Here is a 16,626-nt window from a genome sequence, read left to right on the forward strand (position 1 = left end):
CCTGTCTTTGCCCGCCACGGCGCTCCGTGCGCGGTGCCCACTCAGGCACCGAAATGGCGGAGGGAGTGGGATTCGAACCCACGGTGAACTTGCGCCCACGCCGGTTTTCAAGACCGGTGCCTTAAACCGCTCGGCCATCCCTCCACTATGGTTTTTCAACCATTTTGGTCATCGCGACCGGTTGTTTCGGTTGGCACCGAAGGCATTCCCCGGCCGGTTTACGCTTCATTCCTGTAGTGCGGCTTTCAGGGCCGCGTCAACCACTGCGGCGGCACCTTCCAACTGTCACGCCAAAAGGTGGGCATAAATTCGGCGTGACCCGACGGCTACGTTGCCGGGGCCGGCGGAAACGACATGCACCTGAACGGCTGGGGGAAATCCGCTGGAAGAGATGGCGATCTAGTCAGTCGCATTAGTATTCTCTAAACTAAGTCCAGGCGCCGAAGGAGGGTAACTATGTCGATCCGAGATGATCTACAGCCGCTTTGGGACTTGTATGTCGTAGCTTACCGATCGGGGAATGCATCTGGCTGTGCTGCTATCTTCACCGACGATGCCGAAATGCATTCACCCTATGGGCCTCCGGCGCGGGGGCGCGCGGCAATAGAGGCGCTGCACGAGATTTGGGTTCAACATGCCGGGCCTAATAAGACCCTTCAGGTGATCGAAGCGGGCAGCTCCGGAAATCTAGCCTGGACATTGGCTGGCTATTCGGAAGGAGAGGCGGTCGGCAACGGCACCTCGCTGAGTGTCTTTGAGCGTCAGGCTGGCGGAGGTTGGCTGATCCGGATGTGCAGTCTCAACAGTACTGACGCTACCGGATAGATGTATAGCTGGCCGCAACGGCACGGGGCAATCATCCCAATCGCGCTGACATGCGCCACGGCTTACGAATGGCAACCCCGACCCTACCCGAGGCGAGGTTAGCTCCCGGCTTCGTCCTGCTGGCGGTTCGGCGCATTGACAATGACGTCATGACCCTGCCAATCTCAATCTGCTAATATTTCAAACAGGGGGACAATCGTGAAGAAAGCCTACGAGAAACCCCTACTGACAAAGCGTGAGATGCTGTCTCGTGCGACGGCCCAGCAGGTGCTATCCAACCTGGAATAGCGCACAAACCGTTACTCTTATTCGGATTGGACGCGCCGGCGATCTTATGGCCGGCGCTGTTGGCAGCCAAGAATACTCGAACGAGCACGGACTTTCCGAGCGACGGTGTCACCGCCTCTCGCCATAATCTCGCCCTGTTGCGGCCATAATCGATTAACATCGTGATAAGCAATTCCTGTGCAAAAGGGATTGGGGATCAAGGTGTTGGCCTGGCGGGCGACTTCTGGCCCCGTCTGGTGACAGCACGGTAGGGGACAATCGAGACATGCAGACCCTGACGCGCCCGCGTCTTCGTCGCGCTTCTGCTTTCGCCCTGTGCGCCCTTTCGGGCCTGCTGCTGGCTGCCTGCGCCTCGCAACCCGAGCCGAAGGGGATGGTCTACAAGAAGGGCCGCTCCAAGGAATATTTTGCCGAATCCGAATATGGCGTGAAGGCGAGCCCTCGTGTCCAGTTCATGCGGCGCGGCGGCGGCCGCGACCAGCTCGGCAAGCCCTATCAGGTGCGCGGCAAGTGGTACTATCCCAAGGAAGACAAGGGCTACGCCAAGGTCGGCCTGGCTTCCTGGTACGGCGATGCGTTTCATGGCCGCCTGACCGCCAATGGCGAAGTCTATGACATGACGCATCTGACGGCGGCGCATCCGACGATGCCGCTGCCGAGCTATGCCCGCGTCACCAATCTGGAGACCGGCAGCTCGGTCATCGTGCGCGTCAACGACCGCGGCCCCTATCACGAAGGCCGCATCATCGACGTTTCCGAACGCGCGGCGCAGATGCTCGATTATGCCAAGGTCGGTACGGCCAGGGTCAAAGTGGAATATGTCGGCCGCGCGCCGCTCGACGGCGATGACGACCAGTACCTGGTGGCCTCCTACCATCCCGGCAACAACCGGCCGGATCCTTCGGACGGCCTGCCGAGCGGCGTCATGGTGGCCATGAACGGCCCGTCGCCGAGCGTGCCGGTGGGGGCGTCGCCGGCGGCCGCGCCGTTTCCGGGCGAGTTGACCAATTCGGGGCAGGCCTTTGCAGCGCAGCCGGGGCTTTCGGATCAGCCGGCCGCATTCGCTGTCCAGGGCGCTGGTGATGTCATGCTGCCGGATTTCGGCCCGATCGTGCCGGAACGGCCGGATTTCACGCTTCCGCCGAACTCGCCCTTCGCCATGGCCTCCCTGTCTTACGCGGATGAGCGGGTAGAGCGCGCCGACGTCTTTGCCGCGCTCGATTCCGGCGGCATGTCGCCGGCTGATATCCTGCGTTCATGGAAGAAATCGAACCGAGAGCTACAGACGCCTGCGTCCGACTACGTCGCTGCCGGTTCCTTCGACGAGGCCGCGAAGGCAAAGCGCGTGGCCGCAGCGCTCGAGCCGTTCGGCCGGACCGAGATCCAGCGCACCGAGCTCGACGGAAATGACTGGTATGCGGTCAATGTCTATCCGGACGGCCATGGCAGCGTCGACGACCTGCTCCAGGCAGCCTGGTCGCATGGCGCGCCGGACGCGCTAGTTGTGCGTAACTGATCAAATTCGCGCTGCCCGTTGATCCGGCCGAAAAAACCCTGATAGCTTGGCCGCGGGGTAGTCTTTGCGCATTCTGGAGCGGCTCTACGCTTTTCCGGGTTGCTCAGATCGGGTCGACATTTCATGCAGTTCCGCATTTTTCCGCCTTTCGCCAGCCTTCTGGGATTGGCGCTGGTGTTGCTTTGCGCCGCCCCGGCCAGCGCGCAACTCTTCGAGACCAAGGCGGCGCAGGCGTTCATGATCGATGCCGACACCGGCACCGTGCTCTTCGCCAAGGACCCCGACAAGCCGATCCCGCCCGCCTCGATGGCCAAGCTGATGACGATGGAAATGGTCTTCAACGCCATCAAGTCGAAGCGGATCACGCTCGACGACACTTTCGTCGTCAGCGAAAACGCCTGGCGCACCGGCGGCGCGCCGTCCGGTACCTCGACCATGTTCGCCAAGCTCAAATCCGAGGTCCGCGTCGAGGATCTGATCCAGGGCGTCACCGTGCAGGCCGCCAATGACGGCTGTATCGTGCTCGCCGAGGGCATGGCGGGCTCGGAAGCGAATTTCGCCGCGCAGATGACCGATCGCGCCCGCCAGCTCGGCCTCTCGAAATCGACCTTCGTCAATTCGACCGGCCTGCCGGCCGACGGGCAGCAGACGACGGTGCGGGAGCTGACGATGCTGGCGCTGCATCTGTGGCGCGACTATCCCGAGTTCTTCCACTATTACGGCCAGCCGGACTTCACCTGGAACAAGATCTCGCAGAGGAACCGCAATCCGCTGATCGCCATGGGCATCGAAGCCGACGGCTTCGTGGCCGGCGCCAGCGAGCAGGCGGGCTTCGGCCTAGTCGGCACCGTCGGCCACAACGGCACGCGCGTGATCGCCGCCCTCAGCGGACTGGCCAATGACCGCGAGCGCTCCGAAGAGGCGCGCAAGCTGCTCGAATGGGGCTCGCGGTCATTCCAGAAGACCGAGATCTTCGCCAAGGACGAGGTGGTTGGCGAAGCGCAGGTTTTCGGCGGCGCCAAATCCGGCCTGGCCTTGAAAGCGAAAGGTCCGGTAGACATCTTTCTGCCGATCGCCAACCGCGACAAGCTGACCGCCAGGATCGTCTACCAGGGTCCGGTGTCGGCACCGGTCGAGGAGGGGCAACCGGTCGGGGAATTGCGCGTTTGGATAGGCGAGACGCTGAGCCAGCAGACGCCGCTCTATGCCGCCGAGTCGGTTAAGGTGGGCACGCTGCCGCAGCGCGCGTTCGACGCAGCCAAGGAACTCGCTGTCGGCTGGCTACGTCAGAAACATTTGTGATCGGGCAAGTTCGTGGACCTTTTGTCGGACGGGAGCTATGACAGCGGCCAGCACGGGCAAAGGCAATCTCGATTGGCGAGCGGATTTTTCATCACCTTCGAGGGCGGCGAAGGAGCAGGCAAGTCGACGCAGATCGAGCGGCTGGCGCGGCGCATGCGCGCCAAGAAATACGAGGTCCTGGTCAGCCGCGAACCGGGTGGATCGCCCGGCGCCGAGGCGGTAAGGCATGTGCTTCTGTCCGGGGCGGCCGAACCGTTCGGCCCGAAGATGGAGGCGATCCTGTTCGCCGCCGCGCGCTCCGACCATGTCGAGCAGGTCATCCGGCCTGCGGTCGAGCGCGGCTCGATCGTGCTGTGCGACCGTTTCATCGATTCCTCTCGCGTGTACCAAGGCGTCACCGGCGGGCTCGATGCCGATTTCATGAAGGCGCTGGAGGCGGTGGCCATCAACGGCATGATGCCCGACATGACGCTGATCTTCGACATCGACCCCGCTGAAGGCCTGAAGCGGGCCGCCGCGCGGCGCGGCGCCGGTGACGCCGCCGACCGCTTCGAGAAGGAGACCCTGGCCATCCACCGGCGGCGGCGCGAGGCTTTCCTGGCCATCGCCGCGGCGGAGCCGGAGCGCTGCATCGTCATCGACGCTTCCGCCGATCCCGACACGGTGGAGAACGTCGTCACCGCCGCCGTCTTCGCGGCGCTGGAAGAGCGGATGCCGGCGCAAAGGATTGAGACGGCGCCGGCATGATCTTCGAACGTATCGCCCCCGAACAGCACGACACGCTGGACGGCGTACCCGAGCCTGCCGAAACGCCGCGGCTGATCGGCCACGCATCGGCGGCAGGGATGCTTGCCAGCGCCTACCGCGCCGGCAAGCTGCCGCATGCGCTGATTTTCGCCGGGCCGCAGGGTATCGGCAAGGCGACGCTGGCGTTCCACATGGCGCACCATCTTCTGAGATATCCGGATTTCAAGACGGCGCCCGACACGCTTGCCGTTCCCGATCAGGCCTCCTCGCTGTTTCGCCAGATCGCCACCGGCGCGCATCCTTCGGTGCTGCATCTCACCCGTCCGGCCAACGAGAAGACCAAGAGCTTCAAGACGGTGCTGACCGTCGACGAGATCCGCAAGGTCAGCCGCTTCCTGTCGATGACCTCGCATGACGGCAGCTACCGGGTCGTCATCGTCGATCCGGCCGACGACATGAACACCAACGCCGCCAATGCCTTGCTCAAGAATCTCGAAGAGCCGCCGGCGCGCACCCTGTTCATTCTGGTGGTGCATGCGCCCGGCAGCCTGTTGCCGACGATCCGCTCGCGCTGCCAGATGGTGCGGCTGGCGCCTTTGGCCGCCGACGAGCTGATGGCGGTGCTGGAAAATGTCGAACCGCCGCCGCCGGAGGATCCGGGCGCGCGCGCAGCGCTGGCCGAGCGGGCAGGGGGCAGCGCCCGCAACGCGATCCTGCTCACCCAATATGGCGGGCTGGAGATCGCCGGCGCGCTCGACACGCTGGTGGCGGCTAGGAAGCCCGACATTGCCGGCGCCCATCGCCTTGCCGAAGCCGTGGCGGGACGCGATCAGGCGATCCAGTTCGACATCTTCAACCGCCGCGCGCTTGATCTTCTTTCGACGGCCGCCAGTGACGCCGCGCTGGCCGGCGATCTCGCCCGGGCCAAAACCCTGTCCGAGGCTTGGCACGAGGCGCTGAACACGATATCTGAGGCTGAGACCTACAATCTCGACAAGAAGCAGCACGCCCTGACCATGATCGACCGCCTGAATTCTGCGATGCGAATGTGACGGCTCGTTCGATGCATGCCGTTGGCCCAGTTTTGGGCGGCATGCATTAGCCTCGGGATGGCAATCGACGTTCCGATGCGATATCCACCGCCACAACTCACATTCAGATATTCATGACGGTTCATTCATGTCACGCGATACATTCTACATCACGACCGCGATCTCCTACCCGAACGGCAAGCCGCATATCGGCCATGCCTATGAGCTGATCGCCACCGACGCGCTTGCCCGCTTCCAGCGGCTGGACGGCAAGGATGTATTCTTCCTGACCGGCACCGACGAGCACGGCATCAAGATGCTGCAGACGGCGCGCAAGGAAGGCATCCCGGCGCGCGAGCTTGCCGACCACAACTCGGCCGAGTTCAGGCGCATGGCCACCGCGCTCAACGCTTCCAACGACGATTTCATCCGCACCACCGAGGAGCGGCATTACGCATCCTCCCAGGCGATCTGGAAAGCGATGGCCGCCAACGGCGATATCTACAAGGGCGGCTATGCCGGCTGGTATTCGGTGCGCGACGAGGCCTATTACGGCGAGGAGGAGACCGAGGTCCGCGCCGACAATGTCCGCTACGGGCCGCAGGGCACGCCGGTGGAATGGGTCGAGGAAGAGAGCTATTTTTTCCGGCTGTCGGCCTACCAGGACAGACTGATCGCGCTTTACGAGAGCCAGCCCGATTTCATCGGTCCGGCCGAGCGCCGCAACGAGGTGATGAGCTTCGTCAAATCGGGGCTGAAGGATCTGTCGGTCTCACGCACCACTTTCGACTGGGGCGTGCCGGTGCCGGGCGACGAAAAGCACGTGATGTATGTGTGGGTCGACGCCTTGACCAATTACATCACCGGCGTCGGCTATCCCAATGAAAACGATGAGAAATGGCGGTTTTGGCCAGCGGACGCGCACATCATCGGCAAGGACATCGTGCGCTTCCACGCCGTCTATTGGCCGGCCTTCCTGATGTCGGCGGGAATCCCGTTGCCGAAGCGCGTCTTCGGCCATGGCTTCCTTTTCAACCGCGGCGAGAAGATGTCGAAGTCGGTCGGCAACGTCATCGACCCGTTCACGATGGTCGAGCACTACGGCGTTGATCAGGTGCGCTATTTCTTCCTGCGCGAGGTGCCGTTCGGCCAGGACGGCAATTACAGCCATGAGGCGATCGTCAACCGCACCAATGCCGACCTTGCCAACGGTCTCGGCAATCTTGCGCAGCGCTCGCTGTCTATGATTGCCAAGAACTGCGGCGGCAAGGTGCCGGCGCGCGGCGACCTTACCGAGGCCGACACTGCGATCCTCGACCAGGCGATCGAAGCGCTGGCCGTTTCTCGTCGGGCGATGAGGGAGCAGGGCATCCATCTGGCGCTGGCGGCGATCTTCGGCGTGGTGGCCGAGGCCGACCGCTATTTCGCTTCGCAGGAGCCCTGGGCGCTGAAGAAGACCAATCCGGAGCGCATGGAAACCGTGCTGTGGACGACGGCCGAGCTGGTGCGCCGGGTGACGCTGCTTTGCCAGCCCTTCATTCCCGGATCGTCCGCCAAGCTGCTCGACCTGTTGGCCGTGCCCCCTGAGAGCCGCGCTTTCGAGCACGTCCATGCCGACCACGCGCTGGAGCCAGGCACTGCCTTGCCTGCGCCGGAGGGCGTGTTTCCGCGCTATGTCGAGCAGGATGGCAATAGCTGATGCTGGTCGACAGCCATTGCCATCTCGACTTTCCGGACTTCGCCGAGGAGCGGACGGCCATCGTCGCCCGCGCTCTCGCCGCCGGGATCGGGCGCATGGTGACGATCTCAACGCGCGTGAGACGATTTCAGCAGGTCCTTGAAATCGCTGAATCTTTCAATGAGGTCTATTGCTCTGTCGGCACCCATCCGCACAATGCGGCGGAAGAGCTCGACGTCACCACTGACGAGCTGGTGCGGCTTTCCGGCCATTCCAAGGTGGTGGCGATCGGCGAAGCCGGGCTCGACTATTACTATGACAAGGCGCCGCGCGATGCGCAGGCACAAGGTTTTCGCACCCATATCGCGGCCGCGCGCCGGACCGGCCTGCCGCTGGTCATCCATTCGCGCGATGCCGACGACGACATGGCGGCGATCCTCGAGGACGAAACAGGGAAGGGCGCCTTCCCCTTCATCCTGCACTGTTTTTCGTCCGGACGCAGGCTGGCTGAAGTCGGCGTGGCGCTGGGCGGCTATGTCTCCTTCTCCGGCATCCTGACCTTCAAGAACTCTGCCGAGCTGCGCGCCATCGCCGCCGATGTCCCGCGCGACCGGCTGCTGGTCGAAACCGACGCGCCCTACCTTGCGCCGGTCCCGCATCGCGGCAAACGCAACGAACCGGCCTATGTGGCGAACACGGCCAGGGTGCTCGCCGAGACCATCGGCGTCAGCGAGGCCGAGATCGCGGATATCACCACCGGGAACTTCTTCAGGCTGTTCACCAAGATGCCGCGTCCCGAAACGGCTTCGGGCTGAGGCATGAGCGACCGGCTGCGCTTTACCGTTCTTGGCTGCGGCTCATCGCCCGGCACGCCGCGCATCACCGGCGATTGGGGCAATTGCGACCCCAAGAACCCGAAGAACCGGCGCATGCGCACGGCCGCGCTGGTCGAGCGGATTGCCGCCAACGGCGCGCGTACCACGGTCGTCATCGACACCGGGCCGGATTTCCGCGAGCAGATGCTGCTGGCCTCCGTCAAGCGCATCGATGCGGTCGTCTACACGCATCCGCATGCCGACCACATCCACGGCATCGACGATCTGCGCGGCTATGTGCTCGAGCAACGCCATCGCATCGACATCCATGCCGACGAACCGACCATGCTGCGGCTGCGCCAGGCGTTCGGCTATTGCTTCGAGACGCCGCCAGGCAGTTCCTATCCGCCGATCGTCGAGTCGCATCTTATCGACCACGCCAGGCCGGTCGTGATCGAAGGCGAGGGGGGCACCCTCACCCTCGAGCCGCTGCCGCAGTTCCATGGCGACATCATCTCGCTCGGCTTCCGCATCGGCGGGCTTGGCTATTGCCCTGATATCAGCGGCTTCCCGGACGCCACCGTTGAGCGTTTGCGCGGCCTCGACACGCTGGTCATCGATGCGCTGCAGTACAACACCCATCCCAGTCATCTGTCGCTTGGCCAAGCGCTGGAGTGGATCGAAAAGCTGACGCCGAGGAACGCCGTGCTGACCCATATGCATGTGCCGCTCGACTACGCCGTCGTGATGGCCGAGACGCCGGAGCACGTGGTGCCGGCCTATGACGGTATGGTGATCGAAATTCCTTACGAGTCAGAGCGGTAGCTACAGCTGTTCACTTCGGTGTTCACTCGTTCGGGCTGAACGGAGGGCTAGTTTGTGGTTCAGAATGTTTTTGTTTTGCTCCTCGGCTTCCCTGGTGTCGGTAAGCTGACGATAGCCCGAGAACTTGGCGCGGCGCTTCCAGCCCGTGTGATCGATAATCACTGGATCAACAATCCAATATTGGCACTGTTGGCCGATGACGGGCTCGGCAAATTGCCTGATGCCGTCTGGGAGCAGACGGCAAAGGTTCGCCAGGCGATCCTGGACACGATCGCAACCCTTTGCGCGCCCGCTGCCAACTTCATCTTCACGAACTCCGGCATCCAAGAGGACGCGAGAAGCTTGGCGTCCTATGAGCAGTTGAAAGATGCCTCAGACCGGCGACGCGCGCTCTTCGTGCCTGTGCGCCTGCTCTGCGACGAGGATGAGTTGGTTCGTCGCGTGACATCACCAACTCGACGTGACCGTCTCAAATCGATCGACCCGAAGCCGCGCGCCGGCGCAGCCGCATGGCGAGTGTCCTTGATCCCAAGCACCCGAACAGTCTAACGGTCGATGTGACGGCGATCAGCGTAGAGGAGGCCACCAAGAAGATCCACGAACATGTCAAAGGCCTCGTTGCCCTTTCCGTGTCGGATACGATAGTTCCATAATCTATCTTATGCGACTTTCTGATGTGGCAGCAGAGGGGTGATTCAAGCCGTCTTCCGACTGATGAACAGTCCGCTTTCCTTGCCAACCTCAAGGACGTCATTTCCGGCTTGGAACGCTTCGGTAATTGCATCCCGAAACGCGGCAAGCTGTGCCTCGTCGGCCGTGTCACCGGGCGGATAGGACGTCAGGGCGAGAAATACGTCCTCCGGCTCGGTCACTCGCAGCCGGGCAGGATGCTGCGTCATGGTCACATTGCTGAACTGGGCCTGCATAACCTGTTCGGCTGCGTCGTATCCGAAGGCAGCGCCGGCCGGGTCCACGGGTGCGCTGCCGAACGCGGTGGTCAGCGTATACAACTCGCGCATGTTGCCAGCTCCGTTTGTCGTCACCGCTCGGCGCCGTCTCGCTTGCCTGGCGCAGGCCAGTTTGGATAATTCACTTCATGGCTGCCGGAATCTCTGATCGGATATCCGCCTTCGTCGAAGCGCTTCCATTGAAGCCGGGACTTCGCGCCCTGGAGATCGGATGCGGTCCCGGCGTTGCCGCTCGCAATGTCGCTTGCCGCATCGGCGATGGCTTCATTCTGGCCATCGACCGTTCGGAGAAGGCAATCCGATTGGCGCGGGCGGGATCGGCCGATGAGATAGCTTGGGGCCGCCTCGATTTCAGGCATGCGGCAATCGAAGACTTCGCATTGAATGCTGACGAGGCTCTTTTTGACATCGCCTTCGCCATGCGGGTCGGCGCGCTCGACGGGCGCCACCCCGAGGCCAACCGTGCGGCCCTGACGCGGATCAAGGCGGCGCTGAAGCCGCATGGCAGGCTTTTCATCGACGGCGGCGATCCGTTGAAAGAGATCGATTTGGTTCGTGGCTTGCCGTCCTAAAAACCACTGAGAAACGTCGCCAGGATGTTTCAGGCATTCGGCAAGCGCCGCCTTGTCCGAACGCGTAGTTTTTCGCCGGCCACCGCAGGCGACATGACGTGGCAGCAAGGAGCAAAGCACAAACCGCCAGCATCAGAACGCTTTTCATCGCTGTAGCCCATTATGTTGCGCGAGACGCGAATAGTCGCAAAACTTCAGGCCGAAGCAACTACGCTGCCCGAAACTGCCATCGCGCCGCGCGCAATAATGAAAGCAGCCGGAAAATGACCGCCTCGCCTTCCTTTCTCGGCTTTCCCGATCGCCTCGCTGATGGCCGTGTGCCCCGCGCCGTGATCTTTGGAGCCGGTCATGGGACCACCTATCCGGGCCAGGACAGCAGCGGCCAGGCCTTGGCCGCCGATGCCATCCGCGCCGCGAGCCAGGACGATGCACCACTCCTTGATCGTTGGGATTTCGATCTGGGCGGGCCGCTGTTCGACAACAAACCGGTCTGCTGCGTCGATGCCGGCGATGTGTTGACCACCATGCATGACAACGCCGGCAACCGAGCCCGGATCGAGGCGAAGACACGCGAGGTGCTGGCACTGCCGGCCGTACCGATCCTGCTTGGCGGCGACGATTCCGTCGTCATTCCGTTCCTGGCCGGCTTTGCCGGCCACGGACCAATCTGGATCCTGCAGATCGATGCCCATATCGACTGGCGCGACGAGGTGCATGGCGAAGGCTACGGCTATTCGAGCCCGATGCGGCGGGCGAGCGAGATGGCGCATGTCGCCGGCATGGTGCAGGTCGGCCTGCGCAGCGTCGGCAGCGCACGCATCGTCGAAATCGAAGCGGCGCGGCGCTACGGCAGCCGCTTCGTCACGGCCCGCGAGGTTCACGCCCAGGGCGTCGAAGCCGCTTTGCGCCACATTCCGGAAGGCGCGCGTGTCGTCGTCACTTTCGACTGCGACAGCCTCGATCCAGCGATCATGCCGGGAGTGGCCGCGCGCACGCCCGGCGGCCTCACCTACACGCAAGCGATCGATCTGATCGCAGGCCTCGGCAAGCGGGCGAGGATTGCTGGATTCGACCTTGTCGAGCTTTATCCTCCCGCCGACATCGACGGTCTGTCGGCCATCACCGCGTCGCGGCTTCTTGTCAACGCGATCGGCGCCATTGTCCGGCAGATCGGCTGAGATGCGATCGGGTGGCCTAGAAAAAGCTGTTCAGAAACGCCGACGCCCCGTCCGAAATGCCGACGATCTTGTTGGTCGCCTGGCGGTAGAATTTGAAGTTGAGCTCGGTCTCGGGCCGGCCGTCCTTCCAATCCTTGAAGCGCTTGAGCTCATCGCGGCCCAAACGCCTCGTCGCCAAGGCGGTGCGACGGACGGCAACGCTGACGCGCGGCGTCTGCCGTTCGAGATCGAGGCGTCTGGCGGTGGGCTCCGATGAAGTCACGACGCCGCGCGCGACAAGCCCCTGCCCGCCTTCGTTCTCGCTGGCGAAGAGGAAGATGACGTCGCCTTGGGCGATGGCCTTGCCGCCATACATGGTTTTCTGGGCGGCGAACACGAAGGTTTCCGCCTGAGGATCGGTTATCTCGACCTTGATGGCATATGCCATGCCTTACGAATCCCGGCTGAGGTCGATCCGGTAGCTTAGCGTGTGCCTGGCGCCGGGTTCGATCAGCATGACGCCCGGTTTGTCGGCGAGCTCGCCGTCGAAATCGATGGGACTGGCGATGCCGTGCCAGGGCTCGATGCACAGGAAGGGCGCGCCGCCAGGCTTGGACCAGATGCCCAGCGCGTTCATTCCCTGCCATGACATCTCGATCGCCGGCCCGTGCCCGGCGGCGTAGCGCACGCTCTGGCTCACCGGCTTGTCGAGGATGACGGCATCGTCGTCGAACAGTCTTTCGGAAAGCGGCAGCGTCCTGCCCTCGGTGGGCGTCGGTTGCGGGTCCGGCAGCAGCAGGCCGTCCTTCAGGCGGCGCACCGGCGCCGGTTCGTTGTCGGCGAAGGTCAGCCGATAGGCTTCCTTCGGCAGTTCCGGCAACAGCGGCCAGTTGAACGCCGGATGCGCGCCGATCGAGGCCGGCAGCGGCTGGTCGCCGGTGTTGGCGATCTCGAAGGTCACGCTGAGTTGCCGCGGCTTCAGCTCGTAGGCGACAGCGAGACGAAAGGCGAAGGGATAGTGCGTCCGGGTCTCGGGGTCATCCGTCAGGACCAATGTGCAGGAGGTGGGCCCCTGCTCCGCCCAGGCAAAGCGCCGGTCGCGGGCAAAGCCGTGCTGCGTCATCGGGTAGGTTTGCCCGCGATGCCGCAGCTGATCGCCTTTGAGCCGGCCGACGATTGGGAACAGGACGGGCGAATGACGACGCCAGGCGGGGCCTGCCTGCCACAGAAGCTCGGTGCCGTCGCCATCGCGCAGCGACACCAGTTCGGCCCCCTGCCCGACGATGGTCGCCGAAATACCGTCAGCGTGAAGCGTCAGCTGGTCCATTGTGTCCTCGCGGCTGGCTGGTTTGGCCGGCAGGCTAGCAAAAGGCCGCGCGTGAACTCAAGCGCGGCAGGCAGATCGCCCCTTGGTCGCGGACGCTTGGTGCGCAGTCGACAAAAAAGTGGCCGGAGGTTTCCCTCCGGCCATGGCGAGGTCGGTCGTGTTGCCTGCTGCGGTCCGGCTTATTCGCGCTCGCCGGTGAAATTCAGCAGCAGCTGGAAGATGTTGATGAAGTTCAGATAGAGCGAGAAGGCGCCGAAGACGGCAAGCTTCTGCTGCGATTCCGCATCGAAGTTCTCGGCATACTGCTCCTTGATCGTCTGCGTGTCCCAGGCGGTGAGACCGATGAAGACGGCGATGCCGATCACCGAGATGGCGAACTGCAGCGCGGTCGAGCCGAGGAACAGGTTGACGAGGCTGGCGATGACCACGCCGATCAGGCCCATGATCAGGAAGGACGAGAACTGCGTCAGGTCGCGCCTGGTCGTGTAGCCGTAGAGGCTGGTGGCGCCGAACATCGTGGCGGCGATGAAGAAGGTGCGCGCGATGCTGGTCGAGGTGAAGACCAGGAACACCGAGGCGAGCGACAGGCCCATGACCGCGCAGAAGGCCCAGAACATCGCCTGCGCGCTCGCGGCCGACATGGTCTGCATCCTGAACGAGAACAGCATGACGAAGGCGAGCGGCGCCAGCATCACCACCCATTTCAGCGGGCTGGAAAAGATCGGCACATAGAGCGCCGGCGTCGAGGCCACGAAGAATGCGACGAGGCCGGTGACGACGAGACCGAGGCCCATATAGTTGTAGACGCGCAGCATGTGCTTGCGCAGGCCCTCGTCATAGACGGCTCCGGCCTGGACGCCGGTGCCCATTCGGTATCCCAGATTGGGGCTGTTCATTCGGTTTCTCCTTGGTTCTTGGTAGAGGGTCTGTGTTCAGTAGAGAGTTCTGGCGAGTTTCTCGGCGGCACGGTCGAGGCTGCCGGCGTCGCCGCGTCCGACCACCGCATAGGCAACCTCGCCGATCTGGAAATACGCGGTTGAAATGTCGTCGGAGGGCGCGATCGTCGGCTTCACCACATCGAAGCTGCCCGGCCTGATGGCGAACAACGAGACAAGACCGAGGTCCTTGGTCTCGACCGCTACCTCGACGCTCGGCCCGAATTGCGAGGGATAGACCTGGACGTCGCGAATCTTCCAGTCGTCAGGCAGCGACGGCATGACGATCGCGGTGGCGGCGCGAATCTCGTCGGCATCGTAGCCCGGCGCCTCTTGCTGCGAAGGCATCGTCTCGCGCACCAAGGTCGTCCTGTGCGCCCGGACCGCATCCTCGACATAGGCCGGCGGCTGCGTCGAGGCGACCACCTTGGTCACGGCGATCGGCCCGAAGGCGCCGTTGGCAAGCCAGCCCGCCGCGACCAGCACGGCCGCTGCCGCCGCCCGCTGCAGCACGGCAAGCATGCGTCCCCTGGCAAGGCCTCCTTCCAGCCGGCGCGCCGCTTCTGTCGTGGCCGGACGCGCCCTGCCGACAGGGCCGGCAAGCGCGACGCGCAGTTCGTCGCGCGTCCTCAGATCGGACATCACGCGCGCCGCCACTTCCGGGCGCGCGGCGAGGTGCGCCTCGACCTCGATGCGGCGGGCGACATCCAGTTGATCGTCGACATAGGCGTCGAGATCGGCATCGGTCACGGGGTCGACAATGGCGGTCATTGATCGTCTCCCACGATCCTGAGATGAGGCCTGGCCTTCGGCGCCGCGCCCTCTTCCATCTCGCGCAGCGTGGCGCGCGCGCGGCCGATGCGCGACATCAGTGTTCCGAGCGGCACGCCGACGACGTCGGCGGCCTGCTGGTAGGGAAGCCCCTCGATAGCAACGAGGTGCAGCGCGGAGCGCTGTTCCTCCGGCAGCGAAAGAAACGCTTCCCGGACCTGCGACAGGCGCACCGAATGGTCCTGCGACGCCGGCACGCTCTGGTCGGCGACAAGGCCGGCCTGTTCGATGCGCGCCGCCTCGGAGCGGCGCGAGCGCACGCGGTCGATGAAGACGTTGTGCACGATCGCCAGCAGCCAGGCGCGCAGATTGCCGCTTGACCGGAAGGTCGCGCGCCGCTCATAGGCGCGCACCAGCGCGTCATGGACGAGATCCTCGGCGTCGGCGCTGTCGCGCGTCAGCGAGCGCGCATAGCGCCGCAGCGAGCCCAACTGCCCGACAATATCGAAGCGTGCCATCGACCGTTTCATGCCCTGTTTACGGAGCATGTAGGGGTTTTAATCCCCTGCCCGGCATTTCTTTTCGTGTCGCCGGCACAGCGGAAACCGCTGGCGCGGCGGGAGCGATTTGCGTATCACTCCGCCGCCATTGGAGTCCTTTTCGATGTTCGAGACCCTGCAGCCCGCGCCCGCCGACAAGATCCTCGCCTTGATCGGCCTCTATCGCAACGACCCACGGCCCGGCAAAGTCGACCTCGGCGTCGGCGTCTACAAGGACATCGACGGCAGGACGCCGGTGATGCGCGCCGTGCGCGAGGCCGAGAAGCGGCTGCTGGCGAGCCAGGACACCAAGACCTATCTCGGCCTTGCCGGCGACACCGGCTTCAACGCCGCCATGATCAAGCTCGCCTTTGGCGAGAAGGCCGACAATGCGCGCATTCGCGCGGCACAGGCGCCGGGTGGATCGGGCGCGCTCAGGCTGGTGGCCGAACTCGTGCAGCGCACGCGCCCCGGCGCGACGGTTTGGCTGTCCGATCCGACCTGGCCGAACCATCTGCCGGTGATGCGCGCCGCTGGTCTGCAGGTTCGCGACTATCCCTATTTCGATGCCGCATCGGGCGCAGTCCGCTTCGACGAGATGCTGGCGGCGCTGAAAATTGCCAACAGTGGCGATGTCGTGCTGCTGCATGGCTGCTGCCACAACCCGACCGGCGCCAACCTCGATGTCGCGCAGTGGGCCAAGGTCGCCGATGTCCTGCTGGATCGCGGCTTGCTGCCTTTCGTCGACATCGCCTATCAGGGTTTTGGCGAGGGCCTCGATGCCGACGCCGCCGGTCTGCGGCTGCTTGCCGGCAAGGTGCCGGAAATGGTCGTCGCCTCGAGCTGCTCGAAGAATTTCGCCGTCTACCGCGACCGCGTGGGCGCGGCGATGATCATGGCCAAGGACGGCGCTCAGGCGGATGTGGCGATGAGCCAGATGCTGGCGGCAGCGCGCGCGCTTTATTCGATGCCGCCGGATCACGGCGCGGCGGCGGTGCGCATGGTGCTTGAAGATGCCGGGTTGAGGAAGGACTGGGAGACGGAGCTCGAAGAGATGCGGCTGCGTATGCTTCGGCTGCGCGTCGCCTTTGCCGAGGCGTTGCGCCGGCAGTCCAACTCCGACCGCTTCGATTTCGTCGCCAGCCATCGCGGCATGTTTTCGAGGCTTGGGTTGACCGAGGCGCAGGTCGAACGCCTGCGTGCCGAGCACGCCGTCTATATGGTCGGCGACAGCCGCATCAACGTGGCCGGCCTACCGGAGGACGGGATGGACGATCTCGCCAAGGCGATCGTCTCGGTGCTCGACTGAGGCTGTGGACAACTCGTTTCG

Annotated in this window: 17 protein-coding genes, 1 tRNA gene and 1 pseudogene; 12 read left to right on the forward strand and 7 right to left on the reverse strand. The window is 64.0% G+C overall.

Annotated features, from left to right (window positions below; translation table 11 throughout):
- Positions 1-54 precede the first annotated feature (54 nt).
- Positions 55-144, reverse strand: a tRNA-Ser gene (locus FJW05_RS25570).
- 312 nt (positions 145-456) lie between these two features.
- On the opposite strand from FJW05_RS25570, the gene FJW05_RS25575 reads away from it, so the two are divergent.
- From FJW05_RS25575 to FJW05_RS25615, 9 genes are all read left to right on the forward strand, one after another.
- Positions 457-825 carry a nuclear transport factor 2 family protein gene (locus FJW05_RS25575; RefSeq protein ID WP_140545686.1) on the forward strand — a complete coding sequence of 123 codons (369 nt, stop codon included), beginning with the start codon at positions 457-459 and terminating at the stop codon, positions 823-825.
- A 553-nt stretch (positions 826-1,378) separates the two neighbouring features.
- Positions 1,379-2,629 (forward strand): septal ring lytic transglycosylase RlpA family protein, encoded by a 1,251-nt coding sequence (locus FJW05_RS25580; RefSeq protein ID WP_140636681.1) that lies wholly within the window; start codon positions 1,379-1,381, stop codon positions 2,627-2,629.
- A gap of 123 nt (positions 2,630-2,752) precedes the next feature.
- A complete protein-coding gene (locus tag FJW05_RS25585; RefSeq protein ID WP_140545684.1) occupies positions 2,753-3,931 on the forward strand; it encodes a D-alanyl-D-alanine carboxypeptidase family protein in 1,179 nt (392 codons plus the stop codon).
- A 72-nt stretch (positions 3,932-4,003) separates the two neighbouring features.
- Entirely contained in the window at positions 4,004-4,678 is a 675-nt protein-coding gene (gene tmk, locus FJW05_RS25590) for a dTMP kinase (RefSeq protein ID WP_140636683.1), read from the forward strand.
- On the forward strand, positions 4,675-5,730 hold the full coding sequence (locus FJW05_RS25595) for a DNA polymerase III subunit delta' (RefSeq protein ID WP_140636685.1): 1,056 nt from the start codon (positions 4,675-4,677) through the stop codon (positions 5,728-5,730). The genes tmk and FJW05_RS25595 overlap by 4 nt, the downstream gene beginning before the upstream one ends.
- Before the next feature lie 127 nt (positions 5,731-5,857).
- On the forward strand, positions 5,858-7,408 hold the full coding sequence (metG, locus tag FJW05_RS25600) for a methionine--tRNA ligase (protein WP_140636687.1): 1,551 nt from the start codon (positions 5,858-5,860) through the stop codon (positions 7,406-7,408).
- Positions 7,408-8,202 (forward strand): TatD family hydrolase, encoded by a 795-nt coding sequence (locus FJW05_RS25605; protein ID WP_140636689.1) that lies wholly within the window; start codon positions 7,408-7,410, stop codon positions 8,200-8,202. Before metG ends, FJW05_RS25605 begins: the two co-directional genes overlap by 1 nt.
- 3 nt (positions 8,203-8,205) lie before the next feature.
- Positions 8,206-9,027 (forward strand): MBL fold metallo-hydrolase, encoded by an 822-nt coding sequence (locus FJW05_RS25610; protein WP_140636691.1) that lies wholly within the window; start codon positions 8,206-8,208, stop codon positions 9,025-9,027.
- A 54-nt stretch (positions 9,028-9,081) separates the two neighbouring features.
- Positions 9,082-9,576 (forward strand): chloramphenicol phosphotransferase, encoded by a 495-nt coding sequence (locus FJW05_RS25615; RefSeq protein WP_348639835.1) that lies wholly within the window; start codon positions 9,082-9,084, stop codon positions 9,574-9,576.
- A 146-nt stretch (positions 9,577-9,722) separates the two neighbouring features.
- Here the strand turns inward: FJW05_RS25615 and FJW05_RS25620 are convergent.
- Positions 9,723-10,073, reverse strand: a pseudogene (locus FJW05_RS25620) (SAM-dependent methyltransferase); the annotation flags it as partial.
- Between the two features lie 50 nt (positions 10,074-10,123).
- Here FJW05_RS25620 and FJW05_RS25625 point away from each other — a divergent pair.
- The gene (locus FJW05_RS25625) at positions 10,124-10,567 is read left to right on the forward strand and encodes a class I SAM-dependent methyltransferase (protein WP_140636732.1); all 444 of its coding nucleotides are present in this window, start codon (positions 10,124-10,126) and stop codon (positions 10,565-10,567) included.
- A gap of 263 nt (positions 10,568-10,830) precedes the next feature.
- A complete protein-coding gene (locus FJW05_RS25630) occupies positions 10,831-11,745 on the forward strand; it encodes an agmatinase (RefSeq protein ID WP_140636693.1) in 915 nt (304 codons plus the stop codon).
- Positions 11,746-11,761: 16 nt separating this feature from the next.
- Here the strand turns inward: FJW05_RS25630 and FJW05_RS25635 are convergent, their stop codons facing one another.
- The 5 genes from FJW05_RS25635 to FJW05_RS25655 form a co-directional block, all read right to left on the reverse strand.
- Complete coding sequence (locus FJW05_RS25635; RefSeq protein WP_140636695.1) at positions 11,762-12,172, reverse strand: hypothetical protein; 411 nt, start codon at positions 12,170-12,172, stop codon at positions 11,762-11,764.
- A 3-nt stretch (positions 12,173-12,175) separates the two neighbouring features.
- Positions 12,176-13,051: an aldose 1-epimerase family protein gene (locus tag FJW05_RS25640; RefSeq protein WP_140636697.1), complete on the reverse strand. Its 876-nt coding sequence runs from the start codon at positions 13,049-13,051 to the stop codon at positions 12,176-12,178.
- Between the two features lie 179 nt (positions 13,052-13,230).
- Positions 13,231-13,947: a Bax inhibitor-1/YccA family protein gene (locus tag FJW05_RS25645; protein WP_095765448.1), complete on the reverse strand. Its 717-nt coding sequence runs from the start codon at positions 13,945-13,947 to the stop codon at positions 13,231-13,233.
- A 36-nt stretch (positions 13,948-13,983) separates the two neighbouring features.
- Positions 13,984-14,757 carry an anti-sigma factor gene (locus FJW05_RS25650; protein ID WP_140636699.1) on the reverse strand — a complete coding sequence of 258 codons (774 nt, stop codon included), beginning with the start codon at positions 14,755-14,757 and terminating at the stop codon, positions 13,984-13,986.
- A complete protein-coding gene (locus FJW05_RS25655; protein WP_246673632.1) occupies positions 14,754-15,275 on the reverse strand; it encodes a sigma-70 family RNA polymerase sigma factor in 522 nt (173 codons plus the stop codon). The genes FJW05_RS25650 and FJW05_RS25655 overlap by 4 nt, the downstream gene beginning before the upstream one ends.
- Positions 15,276-15,420: 145 nt before the next feature.
- Here FJW05_RS25655 and FJW05_RS25660 point away from each other — a divergent pair, with 145 nt between their 5' ends.
- Positions 15,421-16,605 carry an amino acid aminotransferase gene (locus tag FJW05_RS25660; RefSeq protein ID WP_140636703.1) on the forward strand — a complete coding sequence of 395 codons (1,185 nt, stop codon included), beginning with the start codon at positions 15,421-15,423 and terminating at the stop codon, positions 16,603-16,605.
- The last annotated feature ends 21 nt before the right edge of the window (positions 16,606-16,626 follow it).

It is taken from the genome of Mesorhizobium sp. B2-9-1 (genome assembly GCF_006439455.1).
In the GTDB taxonomy this organism is placed as follows: domain Bacteria; phylum Pseudomonadota; class Alphaproteobacteria; order Rhizobiales; family Rhizobiaceae; genus Mesorhizobium.

Coding starts and splice junctions, on each gene's coding strand:
- FJW05_RS25575 (WP_140545686.1), top strand. CDS start 457: ATGTCGATCCGAGATGATCTACAGCCGCTTTGGGACTTGTATGTCGTA.
- FJW05_RS25580 (WP_140636681.1), top strand. CDS start 1,379: ATGCAGACCCTGACGCGCCCGCGTCTTCGTCGCGCTTCTGCTTTCGCC.
- FJW05_RS25585 (WP_140545684.1), top strand. CDS start 2,753: ATGCAGTTCCGCATTTTTCCGCCTTTCGCCAGCCTTCTGGGATTGGCG.
- FJW05_RS25595 (WP_140636685.1), top strand. CDS start 4,675: ATGATCTTCGAACGTATCGCCCCCGAACAGCACGACACGCTGGACGGC.
- metG (WP_140636687.1), top strand. CDS start 5,858: ATGTCACGCGATACATTCTACATCACGACCGCGATCTCCTACCCGAAC.
- FJW05_RS25605 (WP_140636689.1), top strand. CDS start 7,408: ATGCTGGTCGACAGCCATTGCCATCTCGACTTTCCGGACTTCGCCGAG.
- FJW05_RS25610 (WP_140636691.1), top strand. CDS start 8,206: ATGAGCGACCGGCTGCGCTTTACCGTTCTTGGCTGCGGCTCATCGCCC.
- FJW05_RS25625 (WP_140636732.1), top strand. CDS start 10,124: ATGGCTGCCGGAATCTCTGATCGGATATCCGCCTTCGTCGAAGCGCTT.
- FJW05_RS25630 (WP_140636693.1), top strand. CDS start 10,831: ATGACCGCCTCGCCTTCCTTTCTCGGCTTTCCCGATCGCCTCGCTGAT.
- FJW05_RS25635 (WP_140636695.1), bottom strand. CDS start 12,172: ATGGCATATGCCATCAAGGTCGAGATAACCGATCCTCAGGCGGAAACC.
- FJW05_RS25640 (WP_140636697.1), bottom strand. CDS start 13,051: ATGGACCAGCTGACGCTTCACGCTGACGGTATTTCGGCGACCATCGTC.
- FJW05_RS25645 (WP_095765448.1), bottom strand. CDS start 13,947: ATGAACAGCCCCAATCTGGGATACCGAATGGGCACCGGCGTCCAGGCC.
- FJW05_RS25650 (WP_140636699.1), bottom strand. CDS start 14,757: ATGACCGCCATTGTCGACCCCGTGACCGATGCCGATCTCGACGCCTAT.
- FJW05_RS25655 (WP_246673632.1), bottom strand. CDS start 15,275: ATGGCACGCTTCGATATTGTCGGGCAGTTGGGCTCGCTGCGGCGCTAT.
- FJW05_RS25660 (WP_140636703.1), top strand. CDS start 15,421: ATGTTCGAGACCCTGCAGCCCGCGCCCGCCGACAAGATCCTCGCCTTG.